The 18,082-nt window shown below is 47.9% G+C and carries 13 protein-coding genes; 7 read left to right on the top strand and 6 right to left on the bottom strand.

Annotation, left to right across the window (positions count from 1 at the left end):
• Positions 1 to 92: 92 nt before the first annotated feature.
• From B153_RS0104325 to B153_RS0104315, 3 genes are all read left to right on the top strand, one after another.
• A complete protein-coding gene (locus B153_RS0104325) occupies positions 93 to 3,476 on the top strand; it encodes a TonB-dependent receptor (RefSeq protein ID WP_020595446.1) in 3,384 nt (1,127 codons plus the stop codon).
• Between the two features lie 73 nt (positions 3,477 to 3,549).
• On the top strand, positions 3,550 to 4,419 hold the full coding sequence (locus tag B153_RS0104320; protein ID WP_020595445.1) for a glycerophosphodiester phosphodiesterase family protein: 870 nt from the start codon (positions 3,550 to 3,552) through the stop codon (positions 4,417 to 4,419).
• Between the two features lie 13 nt (positions 4,420 to 4,432).
• A complete protein-coding gene (locus tag B153_RS0104315; RefSeq protein WP_020595444.1) occupies positions 4,433 to 5,692 on the top strand; it encodes a ComEC/Rec2 family competence protein in 1,260 nt (419 codons plus the stop codon).
• 17 nt (positions 5,693 to 5,709) lie between these two features.
• On the opposite strand, the gene B153_RS0104310 is transcribed toward B153_RS0104315, so the two are convergent.
• Complete coding sequence (locus B153_RS0104310) at positions 5,710 to 6,696, bottom strand: patatin-like phospholipase family protein (RefSeq protein WP_020595443.1); 987 nt, start codon at positions 6,694 to 6,696, stop codon at positions 5,710 to 5,712.
• A 272-nt stretch (positions 6,697 to 6,968) separates the two neighbouring features.
• Here B153_RS0104310 and B153_RS0104305 point away from each other — a divergent pair, with 272 nt between their 5' ends.
• Positions 6,969 to 7,943 carry a polyprenyl synthetase family protein gene (locus B153_RS0104305; protein WP_020595442.1) on the top strand — a complete coding sequence of 325 codons (975 nt, stop codon included), beginning with the start codon at positions 6,969 to 6,971 and terminating at the stop codon, positions 7,941 to 7,943.
• A 63-nt stretch (positions 7,944 to 8,006) separates the two neighbouring features.
• Here the strand turns inward: B153_RS0104305 and B153_RS0104300 are convergent, their stop codons facing one another.
• Positions 8,007 to 8,798: a sterol desaturase family protein gene (locus B153_RS0104300; RefSeq protein WP_020595441.1), complete on the bottom strand. Its 792-nt coding sequence runs from the start codon at positions 8,796 to 8,798 to the stop codon at positions 8,007 to 8,009.
• Positions 8,799 to 9,011: 213 nt separating this feature from the next.
• Between B153_RS0104300 and pafA the strand changes: the two genes are divergently transcribed.
• Positions 9,012 to 10,679, top strand: a complete 1,668-nt coding sequence (gene pafA, locus B153_RS0104295) for an alkaline phosphatase PafA (protein ID WP_020595440.1) — start codon at positions 9,012 to 9,014, stop codon at positions 10,677 to 10,679.
• Positions 10,680 to 10,743: 64 nt separating this feature from the next.
• Here pafA and B153_RS0104290 read toward each other — a convergent pair whose 3' ends face one another.
• Positions 10,744 to 11,517 carry a biotin--[acetyl-CoA-carboxylase] ligase gene (locus B153_RS0104290; RefSeq protein ID WP_026261903.1) on the bottom strand — a complete coding sequence of 258 codons (774 nt, stop codon included), beginning with the start codon at positions 11,515 to 11,517 and terminating at the stop codon, positions 10,744 to 10,746.
• A 103-nt stretch (positions 11,518 to 11,620) separates the two neighbouring features.
• Between B153_RS0104290 and rsfS the strand changes: the two genes are divergently transcribed.
• Positions 11,621 to 12,016, top strand: a complete 396-nt coding sequence (gene rsfS, locus B153_RS0104285) for a ribosome silencing factor (RefSeq protein ID WP_020595438.1) — start codon at positions 11,621 to 11,623, stop codon at positions 12,014 to 12,016.
• Positions 12,017 to 12,163: 147 nt separating this feature from the next.
• A complete protein-coding gene (gene ftsH / locus B153_RS0104280; protein ID WP_020595437.1) occupies positions 12,164 to 14,194 on the top strand; it encodes an ATP-dependent zinc metalloprotease FtsH in 2,031 nt (676 codons plus the stop codon).
• Positions 14,195 to 14,250: 56 nt separating this feature from the next.
• On the opposite strand, the gene B153_RS0104275 is transcribed toward ftsH, so the two are convergent.
• The 3 genes from B153_RS0104275 to B153_RS0104265 all read right to left on the bottom strand — a co-directional run bounded on the left by B153_RS0104275 (position 14,251) and on the right by B153_RS0104265 (position 17,938).
• Positions 14,251 to 14,742: a metallophosphoesterase family protein gene (locus tag B153_RS0104275; RefSeq protein WP_020595436.1), complete on the bottom strand. Its 492-nt coding sequence runs from the start codon at positions 14,740 to 14,742 to the stop codon at positions 14,251 to 14,253.
• Positions 14,743 to 14,844: 102 nt separating this feature from the next.
• Positions 14,845 to 16,536 (bottom strand): fatty acid--CoA ligase, encoded by a 1,692-nt coding sequence (locus tag B153_RS0104270; RefSeq protein WP_020595435.1) that lies wholly within the window; start codon positions 16,534 to 16,536, stop codon positions 14,845 to 14,847.
• A 160-nt stretch (positions 16,537 to 16,696) separates the two neighbouring features.
• Positions 16,697 to 17,938 (bottom strand): NupC/NupG family nucleoside CNT transporter, encoded by a 1,242-nt coding sequence (locus B153_RS0104265; protein WP_020595434.1) that lies wholly within the window; start codon positions 17,936 to 17,938, stop codon positions 16,697 to 16,699.
• Positions 17,939 to 18,082: the final 144 nt, after the last annotated feature.

The raw sequence follows: 18,082 nt of genomic DNA, 5'->3' as shown, positions 1-18,082 counted from the left end.
TGGAAGCTTAAAAAAATTAGCATATTTGTCTCTTAATTGAGAAGACATCGAGACGATGAAAACTCACCACTGCTAACCAAACAAACACTTCTATGTCTAAAAAACTACTGCAATTTCGAGCGGCTTTCATGCTAATCGGCAGTATTCTACTGGCTGTGCTCGGCGGAAGCATAGCCAAGGCGCAGGTAACGACCTCCGTGATTAGCGGACAGGTTACCGACGATAAAGGCGGCCTCTTGCCCGGAGCCACTGTCGTTGCCATTCACGAGCCATCGGGTAGCCGATACGGTACCACCACGAACGCATCGGGTCGGTATACACTCCCCGGTGTTCGGGTGGGTGGCCCTTTCAAAATTACCGCTACGTATGTTGGGTTTAAAGATCAGATCGTTGAAGGTGTTTTTACGAACCTCGGTACTGCCGCAGACGTAAACTTCAAGATGGTTGACAACAGCACCGCCCTGTCGGAAGTAGTTGTAACCGGAAACCGGAACGATATCATCAGTTCGAACCGAACCGGAGCGGCTGCTTCCTACGGGCGGGCTATGATCAACACAACCCCAACCCTAGGCCGTACGATCAACGATATTACGAAATACAATGCGTATGGGAATGGTCAATCGTTCGGTGGTCAGGATGCTCGCTTTAACAACATCACCATCGACGGAGCTGTGTTCAACAACGGTTTCGGACTGGGTAGCTCAGCTATTGCAGGTGGTCGTACAGGTACAACAGCCGTTTCTCTGGACGCTCTGGATGAAATTCAGTTGAACGTTGCTCCGTTTGACGTTCGTCAGACGGGCTTTGCCGGGGCTAGTATCAACGCTGTAACGCGCTCCGGTACCAATGATTTTTCGGGGTCTGCTTACTACCTGTGGCGGAACAATGGCCTGGTTGGTAAGAAAGCCGATGGCCGTGATCTGCCTCCCGTTAATATCAACCAAAATACACTTGGCTTGCGATTGGGTGGGCCGATCATCAAAAACAAACTGTTCTTCTTTATAAACCTGGAGCAGTATAAGAGCAGCCAGCCTGCTCTGGATTGGGTTATCAACCGGGGAACAGGTACTACGGGGAACGTATCACGCGTAACCCAAGCCGACATGGATGACCTGAGTAGCTTCATGAAGACCAACTTCAACTTCGATCTGGGAGCTTATGATAACTTCAACAACGATGTGAAAAGTACGAAAGGGTTGATTCGCCTGGATTATAACATCAACGACAACCACAAGCTTTCGTTACGTTACTCGCACCACGATTCGCAATCGGGCCAGATCATCAGCAACAGTAACAGTAGCAACACGGCTGGTAACGGTAACCGGACAAACTCGTCACTGGCCGTTTCGCCAGAGAACACGGGCTACATCATTGCGGATAACACCCGTTCGATTGCGGCTGAACTGAACTCGACTTTCAGCGGTAAATTCGCGAACAAACTGGTGGCAACCTACAACTACCAAAACGAAGACCGTACCTACAAAACGGGTATTTTCCCAACGGTCGACATTCTGAAAGATGGTACGACCTATACAACGGTTGGCTTCGATCCGTTTACTCCAAACAACAAGCTGAACTACTCGACGCTGAATATCACGGATAACTTCAGCTATTTTGCCGGTAAGCATACACTGACGCTGGGTCTGTCGTATGAGAAGTATACGTCTAACAACGTCTTCTTCCCAGCTTCGAACGGAGTATATGTTTACAACTCGATTGCTGATTTTAAAACGGCAGCCCTTGCCTCGATCAGTAACCCAAACAGCACAACATCGCCTGTTGCAGTTGCTCGTTATAACCTGCGTTACTCGTTGCTGCCAGGTGGTGCTGAACCTTTACAGACGTTGCACAGAAGCACCTACAGTGCTTACATACAGGATGAGTTCCAGGTTAATCCGAATTTCAAACTGACTGCGGGTGTTCGTGCTGATATTTTTGCTTACGACAATTCGACAGCAAAAGACTTCAATAACCCAGTTGTAGCGGCATTGACATTTAAAGATGAAAACAATGCTGACTATAAGGTCACGACTGGTTCTTTCCCCAAAGCACGTCTGCTCATTTCGCCACGTATTGGTTTCAACTGGGATGTGAAAGGCGACAAGATGACGCAGATCCGTGGTGGTAGCGGTTTCTTCGTATCGCGCATTCCTGAGGTGTTGGTTTCGAACCAGTTGGGTAACAATGGGGTGAACACTGCTTTGATTACGGCCACTAACAGTACCGCTTATCCGTTTGTAACCGATCCAAGCAAATTGCCTGCTGCTGTACGGCCTGATCCAACGCAAACCGATATTACCAAGCTGACCCCATACGTTATCAACGCTACGGATCAGAACCTGAAATACCCACTTGTCTGGAAAACGAACATTGCTGTTGACCAGCGGCTACCCGGGGGCTTGATCGGTACTCTCGAGTTCATTTACAACAAGACACTATATGGTCTGCGGTATATCGATGCTAACCTGAAAGCTCCCGATCGTGTATTGAGTGGCTCTGATACCCGGAACCGCTTCCCAGCATCGGGTGTGTCGGGTTCGCAAGGTCCTGCTACCAGCCCAGTTAACCAGGCTCGTTTCTATAATACGGCTATAACGAACGCGTTTATTCTGAAAAACTCGACTCAGGGTGAAGCATACACGTTCACGGCTAAGCTGGAGAAACCAACTACACGTGGTTTTGGTGGAATGCTGGCGTGGACCTATGGATTGGCACGCGATATTCAATCAGTGGGTAGTACAGTAGTCGCCAACGTACCAACTGTACAAGGTCAGAACTATCTGGGTCTTTCGTTTGGTGATAACGACCTGCGTCACCGTGTCATTGGTTACCTGAACTATCGTCTGAATTATGGCGGCAAATTTGGTGGCGCTACAACCTTCACGCTGGGTGGTCAATATACCACTGGGTATAAAACCAATCTGCTAGTAGGTGGTGACCTTAACGGGGATGGCCAAACCGCTAATGACCTGCTTTATATTCCTAAGAGTGCTTCTGAGCTGACATTCTCGGCTCTTACTGTCGGTTCGGGTGCATCAGCGGTTGTCTATTCGCCAGAACAGCAACAGGCGGCCTTCGACAAGTATATCGATAACAACGAGTATTTGAAGAGCCGTCGCGGTCAGTATATCGAACGGAATGGTGTGTTCTCGCCAGACCTGCTTCGTTTCGACTTCACCGTAATGCAGGAATTCTATGTGGCTGTAGGCGCTAAAGGTACCAAGCATACGCTGCAATTCCGGGCTGATATCCTGAACGTAGGTAACCTCCTGAATAATAAATGGGGTGTAGGCTGGACGACCACATCTACTCAGCCTCTGTCGCTGGCAAGCGTTAGTGCGGCTGGTGTTCCAACCTATCGGTTAGGTACACAGTCCGTAAACGGTCAGACGGTTCTGTTGCAGGATGTATTTACCAAGAGCATCACGGTCGATAACGTATGGCAGGCTCAGCTTGGCGTTCGTTATTCGTTCTAATTCGATACGATTTCTGTATAAAATCCCCCGCACAGCTTTGGCGGGGGATTTTTTGTTGCTGTAGATTTAGCCCATGAAAACTTCCTTTTTATTCTTTCTAATCAGTTTGGTGGCTATTCAGGCTGTAGCACAGCGTGTTAACCGCTTCAAAGACAGTCAAACGATTGATGCTTATTTTCGGCTAAAACCTGATCATAACCATCCGCTCATTTTAGCGCATCGAGGAGGGCCAGGCCCGACTGATACCGAAAATTCGATTCCTACATTTGATAAGACGGCCAATGCACTTCCAGATGCGATTATCGAGATGGACGTTCGTATGACCCGCGATAGCGGTTACGTGCTCTTGCATGATTCTACCCTGGATCGAGAGTCGGATGCCAAAGGACCAGTAGCCGAGTGGACGCTGGGAGATTTGAAAAAAGTCAGCCTGAAGACACTGTCTGGCGCGCTTACAACCCAGTCTATACCCACATTTACTGAAATACTGAACTGGAATAAGAATCGATACATGTTGGCCCTCGACGTAAAACCAGGCACTGATCCACTTCGGGTGATGAAGGAAGTGGAAAAGCACAAGGCACTGCATTCCGTTTTTGTGATTTGTTATTCAGTAACTGAAGCGCAGCGGGTACGGGAACGATACCCAACCCTCTGGCTGGCCGTTGGCGTAAACAGTATGGACGATCTGGACCGATTTGAGAGTATGCCTTTGGCCAAATTCGGTCGTTTGATTGCCTTGACGCCACAGAAACTACAACCTGCTTCCTTTTACGAACGATTACACAGGCTCAACATCCCATGTTCTGTCGGAACCTATGGTACTGGACAACTGGACGAAAAAACCATGTCTGAAGCGGCACCGGGCTATCGGGAGTTAGTGGATCGGGGTGGAGATATTATTACAACCGATCGGCCATTGGCTGTGGCTGCCTTATTTTAACTACCTGTCTACCATGTTTGTGATTCATCGGTTAATCAATGTGCTTCTGGTTATTTTACCGGGCTGGGTATGGGCGCAACGGGTAGGTGAACCGCTTCCGGTCTGGCAGGAGGGGCAGCTCGATATTCACCAGATCAATACCGGGCAAGGGAATGCAACTTTCGTCGTTTTTCCGGAGGGCACTACACTGCTGATCGACGCTGGTGCCATCAATTCGATGGACTGGCGGACAAATAAACCCCGTAATATACCAACCTGGCCAAACAATGAACGGCAGGCAGGAGAATGGATTGCCCGGTATGTTCGAAACGTGTTGCGATTTCAGCAAGTCCCGGTTATCGATTATGCGATTGTCACGCATTTTCACGACGACCATATGGGGACACCCCTCAATGTTGCCAAACGATCGAAAGGCGGATATACATTGGCGGGTATTACGGAGGTAGCTGATTTTATTCCTATTCGGAAAATGCTGGATCGGGGCTGGCCTGATTATTCGTATCCACGTCCAATGGATGCCGATTCAATGGTCGTGAACTATCGTCGATTTTTAACGTGGCAGCAGACGAAGAAAGGATTGGCTGTAGAGCGATTTCAGGCCGGTAGGGCCGATCAGATCGTTTCGGTGAAATCGCCCTCACTACGTCAGAAATATCCGTTTGTGGTGCGAAATATGATGGTTAATGGCGAATTATGGACAGGTGAAGGGCTCCGTACCAAACGGTTATTCCCAGATTTGAGTTTATTGAAACCAGCCGAGTATCCGAACGAAAATATGTGCAGTATTGCGTTCCAGATTCGATACGGTGCATTTGATTACTTTGCAGGGGCCGATTTACAGGGTGTACTTCAGTTTGGGGCTCCTCCCTGGCATGATGTCGAAACGCCTGTTGCTCAGGTAGCAGGGCCGGTCGATGTACAACTGGTCGATCATCATGGATATCCCGATTCGCAAAATGGATCTCTGCTGACCAGTTTACGACCAAGGGTACTCATTCTTCCTGCCTGGGCTGCTTCGCACCCAGGTCGTGATGTTCTCGAACGACTTTTTTCAGACCAGTATTACAAAGACGAACGGGATCTATTTGCCACCCACCTGCTTCCTGAAGCCAAAACTGATATAGCAGACTTGTTGCCCCGCCTGAAAAGCGAATCAGGACACATAGTTATTCGAGTTGAAAAAGGAGGCAAAACCTATCATGTACTGGTTCTGGAGGATCGAAGCGAAACGTATACGGTAAAAGCCATTCACGGGCCGTATCGGTCTCGATAAAATGAAGTGGCAACGACTTACAGTACTGGTTTACCAGCCGGACTTTTTTTCAGGAGTTCAACGCCAGCCTGATAGCCCTGTATAATCATCTTACTAATATCCTCGGAGGTGAATTTCATCAGGTTGAGAAAGAGCGGTTCGGTGGGGCGAATAACCGTTAGGTTCAGCGTTCGTCCATGCAGTCGTTCGCGCTCTGCAAATCGTTCGGCCCAGGCAATGTCGTTATTGACCAACTGATTGACTGTAATATCCTTTACCCGATCCATCAGATTCAGCAGATTGCGGTAGTTGAATTTTTCATTATAGATTTTTCGGGCATGGCAGGCCACGCAGGCAATCTCGGTTGCCCCGTCTTCAATAGCTACTCGCAAAGGCGCTACTTCGCGTAAACCACCGTCCAGAAAAGCCCGTCGATGATCGCCACCAATCTGAACGGCTGGCATAAGAAAGGGTAATGAACTGCTGGCATATACGTAGTCTAAAAAATGTGGATCACTGGCATCGGCATAATACATATCACCCTGGATAATATCGACGGCTCCTACTTTCACCTTCACGGGGCCTTTTCGAATCGTCTCCATATCCACATGCTTACTGATTAAATTCTGGATCGGTGAATTGTCGAGTAAACCGTCGAAACGGCTCATGATGGTGTTATAACCCATGCGAAACCGCGAGCGAATAACGGCAACATCATCGGGTTTGGTAATGTTGCGAATCCAGAATTCGATGAGGTTTTTTCCTACTTTTACCCAGTCCGTATGCCCGTTTTCAATGTGCTGACGGGCGGCTTCGTTGGCCATAAACGTCGCATTTAGACTGCCAACCGAAATGCCATAGAGTTGATCAGGAACGAAGCCCGATTCAAAAAGTGCCATGACAGCACCAACCTGAAAGGCCCCTTTCAGAGAGCCTCCACCCAGCACAAGGGCACGCATGGGTGGTTGTGAGGTTGGCAGAATCGTTTCTGCTTTCGGAACGGGTGGGGTAGGATTATCAATCATGAAAGGGGAATGACAGGAATTAGACGCTGGTAAGTTGACGCTTTTCAAATAATTATCAAAACGAATTGCCGCATTGATAGTTGTGAGAATAGACGTGTTTTTCAAAATGCCTTTTCGGCATCTGCGCTTTCCTTACTAATATTGCCAGAAATTTAGTCGATAGCCGACCCTTGTGAGTAGCGAGTCAATGCGGAGGAAAACAGGCACAAAAGCCTACTTCGCCCTGTTGACGAAGCACTAACGACGATCGACTGTCAACTATCGACTCCAATATGTCTCTTACCGTCGCTGATATACAAGCTCCGATTGCTGCCGAAATGGAATTGTTCGAGCAGAAATTCAGGAAGCAAATGAAAAGCGATGTGATGCTTCTCGATCAAATCACGAAATACATAGTCAAACGGAAGGGCAAACAACTACGCCCGATGTTCGTATTTCTGATGGCAGGTGTTTGCGGCCAAATTACCGAATCGACCTACCGGGGGGCGTCACTGATCGAATTGTGCCATACCGCATCACTGGTCCACGATGATGTGGTCGATGAATCGAACTATCGACGTGGGTTTTTCTCAATCAATGCGCTCTGGAAGAATAAGGTAGCCGTTTTAGTGGGCGATTATTTACTGACTCGAGGGCTTTTTCTGGCCATTGATAATAATGACCATGACTTGTTGCGCATAGTCACGATGGCGGTTCGGGAGCTTAGTGAGGGAGAATTGCTTCAGATTGAAAAAGCGCGTCGACTGGATATTACCGAAGATGTTTATTACGAGATTATCCGCCAGAAAACGGCTTCGTTAATTGCGGCCTGTTGCGCAGTAGGAGCCTGCTCCGCTGGATCTGATCCGGCAACGGTTGAGCAGGCACGCGTGTTTGGGGAAAAAGTAGGCATTGCTTTCCAGATCAAAGATGATCTGTTCGATTACGGAACCGCCGAAGTAGGTAAACCGCTGGGTATCGATATTAAGGAGAAAAAGATGACCCTACCCCTGATTTATGCACTCAACAAAGCTAAGTTTTTGGAAAAACGACGGATCATCAACATCATAAAAAATGAAAGCGACAATCCGAAGAAAGTAGCTGAAGTGATTGCCTTCGTAAAAAATTCTGGCGGTATCGAATATGCTACCCAGGCTATGAATCAGTATGTCACGGAGGCCCAAAACCTGTTGAACGCATACCCAGATTCGGTGTATCGAAAATCCTTACATCAATTGGTGCAGTACACAATTGAGCGGAGTAAGTAAGAGGATCAGGAGCGGGAATGGCTGACGACTATTTTTTCTTGCTGCATCAGCCGTTTCCGCTCCTTACTTCTCGCTGCTAATACTGTTACTTGTTTTCTCGCCAAATGTCCGGTGAAAATCCGGGCTTTCGGTTTTCATCCACTTATCCCAGAACGTAAAATAGAGGCCGTAGTTAAATCGAAACTGCGTGTGGTGCAGGCTATGGTGGGTAGCGCCAATTAGCCAGCGACCCAGCCAGTGATGGTCAAAGTTTTTGGGATAAATTTCTGTATTCAGATGATTGACAGCACTCGATAGGGTCATGAGAATCAATATCAGACCAACGGCTGTCAGATGTAAAGGAATAACGAACGTTAAGGCTGGAATGATAATCGCCTGTAGTGTACTCTCAAGCGGGTGAAACGAAAAGGCAGTCCAGGGGGATGTTGTCAGACTGTCATGGTGGGTTTTATGAACCCAACGGTAAATACCAGGCTGGTGCATCCAGCGATGAAGCCAGTAATAATAGGTTTCGTGGATAAACAATACAACCAAAATGCTAACCGGATACCAAAGCAGCGAATAGCGATGTATGTCAGTATAAATTTGGGTAAACCCTGCCTGATAAGCTAATATAACCCCCATGGCAATTGCCGTGAAAATTAAAGATGTAACGGCCGACCAGCCAATTTCACGCCAGTCCTGGCCCGCTTTACGAGGCCGTAGCTGCACTTCACGACTGGCAAACTGATCTTTCATCGATACCTTGAACACCCACCAGAAAACAATCGAGAACAGCACATAACGTCCAAAAATGGCGATGAAAAAGAGAACTGCTGTTAGCCAGAAAGTAGCAGGTCCAGTAATTTGAATCATAATTATGGATCAAATTAGAATAGTTTGAACAAGATTAGGCAGGTTTTAACAAATGGCCCCTAAAAAAGACGCCAGGAAATATAGCCTGAAACGCACTGTCCGTTTTCTGACGAAGTGCCATTTCCTATGTCTTCATTTTGGGCAATCCATAACCCTCTGCTTTTGTTTTGTACATTTGCAGCAAGTTACCTTAACGATCAACGAAACGGCTCTATGCGCCTGATTACTTCTGCTTTTCTAATCCCTTTAGCAGCACTTACTGCTTTCGCTCAACCCAAACAACAGGCTACTTCAACGCCCAAATCAACTGCCGGGCCAGCGCTGACCCGGCCCAAACTAGTAGTGGGTATTGTCGTTGACCAGATGCGATATGACTATTTGTATCGATACTACAACAAATTTGGCACGGGTGGGTTCCGACGGATGATGGATGGTGGGTTCAATGCCCGGAATAATCACTATCATTATGCGGCTACGTATACCGGTCCGGGTCACGCGGCTATCTATACGGGTTCGGCTCCCGCGCTGAATGGCATTGTTGGGAATGATTTCTACGAACGGAACATTGGTCGTTTGCTCTATTGCGCCGAAGACACGACCGTCAATACCGTTGGCAATACCGGAACCGCCGGGAAAATGTCGCCCCGAAACTTGCTGGTAACCACCATTGGCGATCAACTGAAACTGGCTACTGATGGTCGGTCGAAAGTGATTGGTATTGCGCTGAAAGATCGGGGGGCTATTCTGCCAGCTGGCCATTCGGCAAATGCCGCCTACTGGTTCGATTCGAAAGATGGTAATTTCATCAGCAGTACATTTTATCAAAATGAATTGCCGAAGTGGGTACAGGATTTCAATGCGCGTAAGCTAGGCGATCAATTCCTGACTCAAAAATGGGAGACTACTCTGCCCATGAACCAGTACACAGAAAGCACGGCCGATGATAAACCCTACGAAAATTCGATGCCAGGCGAGGCAAAAGCTGTTTTTCCGCACGAGTTTGCTGTTCAGACGGGGGGGAGTAAATATGAGGTGCTTCGTACCAGCCCCTATGGCGATCAGATCACAAAAGAATTCGCTCTGGCTGCCTTGAAAGGCGAACAGTTGGGCCAACATGAGGTAACCGACATGCTTTGCCTGAGCTTTTCCTCCCCCGATTATATTGGTCATGCCTTTGGCACTCATGCCGTTGAAACAGAAGATAACTACATACGACTCGATCGACAGTTGGCGGATATTTTCTCGCAACTGGATGCAACAGTCGGACAGGGACAATGGGTAGCGTTCCTATCGGCCGATCATGGCGTTGTCGACGTACCGGGGTTTTTGCAGGAATACCGGATTCCATCGGGCACCAGAAGCTATGGCGAGATCGGTGAAACCGTGAAAACCACGCTCGAAAAAGCCTACGGCCCAGGGCAATGGATGCTGTCGTATATTAATCAGCAGATTTACCTGAACCATAACTTATTGACCGAAAAGAAAATCCCGATCCAGCAGGTCTATGAACTCTTACAGGCAACCTTACTAAAGCAAAAAGCAGTCGTTAACGTGGTTAATCTGCATAATCTTGGTGCTGAAGCGTTGCCATTATTACAGGAGAATTTGTTTCGTAACGTTTACCACCCAAACCGGAGTGGCGATTTTTATGTGATGCAGCCACCCGGCTGGCTGGAAGGCCGATCGAAAGGAACTACGCATGGTACTACCTATGCGTATGATACCCATGTTCCCTTTTTGCTATATGGCTGGGGCATCAAGCCCGGTCAAACGCTCCGTCGTACGCATATTCATGACATTGCACCAACCATCACGGCTCTGCTAAAACTGCTTGAACCAAACGGATGCATTGGGAATCCAGTGGAAGAAGCCTTAAAGTGATGTATGATGCAAGATGTATGATGTATGATGTATTTAATACTAGCCATACATCCTATATCATACATCATACATCTTGCATCCCAAAGCTTACTTCTTTAAACCCAAAATATCTTACCTGACCATCGGTGGCAATGGCCAGACGTCCGGTGGCATCTACGCCAACGATTGTACCACGAAATACCTGGCCTTCGCTTTCAAACGGATGTTCTTCCTGGTAGCGATAAAGAATTTGTAAGTAATTAATTTTTAGCGTATCCCGTTGGCCCGAACGTAACTGCAAATAGCGCTGCTCCAGGGTTTCGCACAGGCGACTCAGCAGACCGGGTAAATCATAGGTATTGGATAGGGGCGATTGCAACTGAAGGGATGTGGCCGTGGAGTAACCAAATTCCGTCTGGTTGATGTTGAGCCCCATACCGACGATCGACCATTCGATGTTATAACCGTGTAATATATTTTCAATAAGTATTCCACCTAATTTTTGATTGCCGACGTATATATCGTTGGGCCATTTAACCCGGAGAGCATCACCAAGCAGTGGCTGTAACGTATCGTAAATGCCGAGTGATAGGGCAATGTTTAACCAGAACTGTTCGCTGGCCGATAAAAAAACAGGCCGTAGAATAGCCGAAACAGTTAGATTTTGCCCGGCTTGTGCTTCCCATTGATTACCACGTTGCCCGCGGCCGGCAGTCTGATTGTCGGTTATGACAAGGGTACCTTCCGCAGGGTCGGAATGAGCAATCAAAGCAGACGCTTCGTCGTTTGTAGACTGACAGCTTGGCAGATATTGGATTATTTGTCCAAGAAAAAGCGTTTTGGGATAGATTTTGTACAAAATATTGTATAGTTTAGTAGTTAAGCTAATGAATGGTGCTTCGGGCAAATTGCCCTTCAGGCAAGGTACCCGCTGATTAGTATGGCAATGTTAAACCGAAAGCATGAGAATAAACAACAATAAAGAGTTTACCGCTGAGCAAATTCGTGACTTCGTTGTTCGCGGGATGCAGGAAAAAAAAGCGCAGGACATCGTTGTTATGGACCTTCGCAACGTTAAAAATGCCATCTGTGATTACTTTGTAATATGTTCGGGTAATTCCGATACGCAAATTGATGCCATCTCAACGTCTATTGAAGAAGAAGTGTATAAAGCCAGCAAACAAGACCCCTGGCATAAAGAGGGGAAAATGAACCGTGAATGGATCCTGCTGGATTATGTCGATGTAGTTGCCCATGTCTTTAAAAAAGAGCGTCGTGCTTTTTATGATCTGGAGCAATTATGGGGGGATGCCGAAATTCATGTAGTCGAAGATAATGAATTGACGCCCGCATCGTAAACCTTAAAAGAACGTGTTGATTAAACACGCTTGATTTTGGTCCGTTTATCGACTTGTTGAACCGTTTGTCCTAACCGAATCACTAAAGAAACATTCACTTGTAAAACGGTGTTACTTTTTGAAATCCGTTTTGTATAACCTGAAAAAATGGCAGAAAACAATAATAGAAATCCGTTAGTACCCCGTGGTGGGCCACGTAAGCCCAATTTTCAGGGTTGGATTGTTGCTTTGCTCATTGCCGCCATCCTTGGCATTACGTTCTTTAACAAAAGCTCCTCCACGCAGGAAACAACCCAGAAGCGGTTTGAGCGGATGGTGAAAGAACATGAAGTGGCCGAGGTTGTAGTGGTCAATGACAAAATCGCGGAGGTAACGCTTACGCCACAGGCTGCGCAAAGCCCCAAATACCGAAACCTGTTTGCAGACAAACCGTATTTCGGTTCTAACCGAGGCCCTCATTTTCAATTTCAGATCGCATCGGGCGAAACGTTTAAGAAGGACCTTGATGCGATGCAGCAGGGAGTTCCTGATAATGAAAAGGTGGATTACCGATTCGAACAGCGCAGCGACTTTGGGAGCATCATCAGTACCTGGGGTTTCCTGATCGTTATGATACTGGCGATGTATTTCCTGCTGGGACGTATGTCGGGTGCTGGTGGCCCTGGCGGGCAGATTTTCAACATCGGTAAGTCGAAAGCCGCTTTGTTTGATGCCGATAATAAAGTGAAAATCACCTTCAACGATGTGGCCGGCCTGGATGAGGCCAAGGAAGAAATTAAGGAGATCGTTGATTACCTGAAAAATCCAACCAAGTTTACCAAGCTAGGAGCCAAAATTCCGAAAGGAGCGTTGTTGATTGGCCCTCCAGGTACGGGTAAAACCTTGCTTGCCAAGGCTGTAGCCGGTGAAGCAGGTGTGCCGTTCTTCTCGCTTTCGGGCTCCGATTTCGTTGAAATGTTTGTTGGGGTGGGTGCTGCCCGGGTGCGTGATTTGTTTAAACAGGCAAAAGAGAAAGCGCCCTGTATTATCTTCATTGACGAAATTGATGCCGTTGGCCGCTCTCGTGGCCGTGGTTCAATGCCGGGTGCCAATGATGAACGCGAGAACACCTTGAACTCATTACTGGTTGAGATGGATGGTTTTGCTACAGACTCGGGTATTATTATCCTGGCTGCAACGAACCGCCCTGATGTACTGGATTCAGCCTTGCAGCGCCCTGGCCGTTTCGACCGTCAAATCAGCATCGATAAACCCGATATTATTGGGCGTGAAGCTATTTTCCGGGTGCACCTGAAACCGATCAAGCTAGCCGCTGATGTAGACCCGAAAGAACTGGCTGCTCAGACTCCAGGATTTGCCGGGGCTGAAATTGCCAACGTCTGTAACGAAGCTGCCCTGATTGCTGCCCGTAGTGACAAGGAAGCCGTCGACATGAAGGATTTTCAGGACGCTATGGACCGGGTCATCGGTGGTTTAGAGAAAAAGAACAAGATCATCTCACCTGAAGAGAAAGAGATTGTCGCCTATCATGAAGCCGGACATGCGGTAGCAGGCTGGTTTCTCGAACATGCCGATCCACTCGTGAAGGTGACCATCGTGCCCCGTGGTGTAGCCGCTCTGGGTTACGCGCAGTATCTACCACGTGAACAGTATCTGTACCGTACAGAGCAGCTCATGGATGAAATGTGTATGGCTTTGGGAGGCCGTGCTGCCGAAGATCTGATCTTTGGAAAAGTATCGACGGGTGCCCTGAGCGATCTGGAACGGATCACTAAGCTGGCCTACAGTATGGTGACCATGTATGGCATGAACGATAAAATCGGTAATGTGTCGTTCTACGATTCGAAACAATCGGATTACGCGTTCAACAAGCCATATTCTGAAGAGACGGCTAAACACATCGACGAAGAAGTTCGGAAGATTGTGGATGAGGCTTATACCCGTACCAAAGGTTTGCTGACCGACAAGCGGGAAGCACTGGAAGTGATTGCCAAAGAGTTGCTTGAAAAAGAGATTCTATATCAGAACGACTTGGTTCGTTTGATTGGCAAGCGGCCATTCGAACGGGAAACGGTCTATCAGGCTTATAAGAATAAAGGCACGGCAGAAGAAATAAAAGAAGAAATCGGTAAAGAGTCGAAACCGGCCGAAACCGAGCCAGAATCACTGCCCATCTAAAAGTAATGCCAATAAAAAAAGGGATTCTCGTTCGAGAATCCCTTTTTTTATTGGCATTACTTTTTACCTAACTCTATCACCTGCATATCCTGAACCTGCCCGGAATTGAGCGTAAATCGAACTGCCGTGCGCATAACATGAAATCCTGTTTTGCCTGCCGCTCCGGGATTGATGTAGAGCAGTTTGTTTATCGCGGGATCGCGCGATACCTTAAGAATGTGTGAGTGGCCGCAAACAAAAATATCGGGTGGATTTGCCAGCAACTCAGGTCGTACTACTGGATTGTATTTTGGCGGAGTGCCACCGATATGCGTCATCCAAATATCAAGCCCTTCCAGAGTAAATCGTTGATTCGCGGGCAAGTCTGCTGATTCCTGATCGATATTGCCCGATACGATCCGCAATGGACGAAATTCGCGAAGCTGTTGAGCAACGGTAAGAACACCCACGTCTCCTGCATGCCAGATTTCATCACACTCGGCAAAATGAGTGAAAATCTGTGGGTCGAGGTAGCTGTGTGTATCCGATAAAAGGCCAATTCGAGTCATGAAGATAGTCTGGCGAATGTAGTCTGGATGGCCACATCCAGGCGGTATCAAACAAGTCTTGTTCAGACGCGGCCGTCTGGTATACCAGTAGCCGCAGTATGGTTAAGCTCCTAAAAGTTGATCTTTCATCTCAGACCGAATCCGTTTCTTATCAATTTTCCCGACGCTTGTTTTAGGGATTTCAGGGACAAAAATAATTCGATCGGGCACGTACCATTTGTGTAGTTCTCCACGATCCACTTTCGTCTGAAGGCTTGCCCGAATGCTTTCGGCGGAGAGTTCGTAACCTGGTTTCTTGACAATGAGTGCATAAGGACGCTCTCCCCAACGATCATCTGGCAGCCCAACTACGGCTGATTCAGCTACGCCTTCGATCTGCGAAAGTTCATTTTCCATGTCCAGAGAGGAAACCCATTCCCCACCCGTTTTGATAACGTCTTTAGTACGGTCAGCAATCATTACCCAGTTGTCGGGGGTGATGCTCGCTACATCGCCCGTATGCAACCAGCCACCTCGCCAAAGCTCTGCACCTCGTTCGGGGTCGTTGTAATAGCCCTGGGTTGTCCATGGGGTTCTTACCACGATTTCGCCCAGCGAATGGCCGTCATGCGGCACAAAATTACCTTCGTCGTCCATTAAGCGAGCATCGACAAAGGGGGCGATTCTGCCTGCTCGTACCCGTAAGTCGATTTGTTCGTCAAGCGGTAACTGACGTTCGGTATCATTCAGGTAAACGACAGTAAGGATAGGAGCGGTCTCAGACATACCGTATCCCGCCAGGATGTTAATGCCCAGTTCCATAGCGGCTTTGGCCAGCCCTTTGGTAAGGGCCGAGCCGCCAATCAATACACTCCATCGGCTGAGATTTTCGCGGAATTTCTGCGCTGCCGGACTGCCAACGAGCATGGTGAGTATGGTCGGAACGCAGTGGGAAAGGGTAACCCCTTCAGTCACAATCAGTCGGCACAGCATCTCTGGTTCGTATTTACCCGGATATACCTGCTTAGCCGACATCAGCGTAGCCAGAAACGGAAAGCCCCAGGCATGCACATGGAACATGGGCGTTATGGGCATGTACACATCGTTTCTGGACTTGAACGGTAGGGCTTCGTATCCGATCAGGTAGGTCAATAGTCCCATCGTATGCATGAATAACTGCCTGTGGGAGAAGTAAACCCCCTTGGGGTTACCTGTTGTACCTGTCGTGTAAAACGTTGTTGCCCAGGTGTTTTCGTCTAAGTCTGGGAAATCATACTCAGTAGAGGCTTCTTTCAGCAAGGCTTCGTACTCGCCCGCAAAGCCGTCGGGTAGCTCGGGCAGTGGCTGGGTTTCTGTAACGGTGCTATAGACTTTATCGCTAAGAATAATGTATGTTTCGACCGTTTGTAGTTGCCCTTTGATGGCCTTCAGAATCGGCAGGAAGTCTTCATGAATCAGTACCGCTTTATCTTCCGCATGATTCATGGTATACAGAATCTGGGCAGGTGAAAGACGAATGTTGACCGTATGCAATATAGCCCCAAGACTCGTTACACCGAAGAAGCATTCCAGGTATCGATGGCTGTCCCAGTCCAGAACGGCCACCGTATCCCCTGGTTTTATTCCCAGTGTAGTCAAAGCGTTGGCCAGTTGACGAACCCGCTCGTTGAACTGGGTGTAGTTAATTCGAAAAAGATCCCGGTAAACAATTTCGCGATGCGGCTCATACCGAGCGGATTGGGCCAGCAGCGATTTTATTAGGAGAGGGGGCTCATTAGCCTCCGCCGTACGTGGAATGAGTTTTGTGTGAATCATGGGTTGCCTAAGGGTTAAGGTATTCAAAAAACGCTTGAGTCGAAGGTAGGATTGAACGATGGAAAGAAAAAATAGTAGTGTATAAAAAGCCCTGCCTCCAGTATCGGGGCAGGGCTTTCAGGGATATTGGTAGTCGAATTGATCGATCAATCCGACTGGTTTATAACAGCAGTCCAGCTAATGTCGCTGACATATAACTGGCCAGCGTACCACAGATCAGAGCTTTAAAGCCAATACGGGCCAAATCGCTTCGTCGTTTTGGGGCCAGTTCACCAATGCCGCCTACCTGAATCGCAATCGAGCTAAAATTGGCAAATCCGCAAAGAGCAAAACTGACGATGGCAATCGTTTTGGGGTCGAGGGTTTGTTTGATTTTTACCATATCCAGATAAGCAACAAACTCGTTAACTACCATTTTGGTACCCATCAGGGCGCCAGCCGTCTGTACGTCTTTGCTGGGTACACCCATGGCCCAGGCGAAGATGGAGAATACTTTACCCAGCAAAAAATTTAAGCTCAGATAATCGATTCCGATCAGGTAAAAGCCAATTTTAAACAAAATGGTATCGAGCAACGCAATCAGAGCAATGAAGCCTATCAGCATAGCGACAACATTGAAGCCGACTTTCAATCCTTCACTGGCTCCTGCTGCAATAGCGTCCAATAGATTTGCATGAATTTTCTTGATTTCAACCTTTACGGTGCCCTGCGTTTCAGAAACCTGGGTTTCCGGCATGACAATCTTACTGATTACCAGGGCTCCCGGCGCAGCCATTATACTGGCGGCCAGCAGGTATGGGCCAGGAACGCCCAGCGAGATGTATACGGCCAGAACACCACCGGCTATACAGGCAAAGGACCCGGTCATGCTGGCCAGAAGCTCTGAATTGGTCATCCCATTCAGATACGGTTTAATCATGATCTGGGCTTCCACCTGACCAACGAATGTACTGGCCACATTCGACAGGGCTTCGGCACCACTAACCCCCATCAGCCACTTCATGGCACGAGCCATTACGGCAACAATCCGTTGCATGATCCCTAAATGATAAAGGATATTAACCAATACGGCAACAAAGATGATGGTTGGAATAATGGAGAAGAAGAAGATGAAGTTGTTGCCTGGACCAAACGCTTTAGTTAGCGCAGCGGGGTTGACAAGGGGAGCAAAAACAAACTCAGCTCCTTTGGCTGCTTTCCCTAACAGGCGTTCTACAAAATGGCCAATAGTCTGGAAAACCTGCTGCCCAACCGGGGTTTTCAGAACAAAAACAGCAAGGCCAAATTGTAAGGCGAGGCCAACGCCGACGGTTCGGAAATTAATAGCTTTTCGGTTATCAGAAAGTGCATAAGCAATGCCCAGGATCAAGACGATGCCAATCAGTCCAGTAAAGCGCTCCATTCAGTAAAATCATAGTTACAGTTAGGTGAGCTAAGTTAAGCAAAAAGTAGTTAGGAGCGAGGAATGGGCAGTGAGAATGCGGGTGTATCAAGAATTACATGCCCGCATACTTACTCCCCACTCTTCGCTCCTAACTACTTTTTT

The organism is Spirosoma panaciterrae DSM 21099 (assembly GCF_000374025.1).
GTDB lineage: Bacteria > Bacteroidota > Bacteroidia > Cytophagales > Spirosomataceae > Spirosoma > Spirosoma panaciterrae.
Note: the sequence above shows the minus strand (reverse complement) of the source record. Positions and strands in the feature narration are given on the sequence as shown.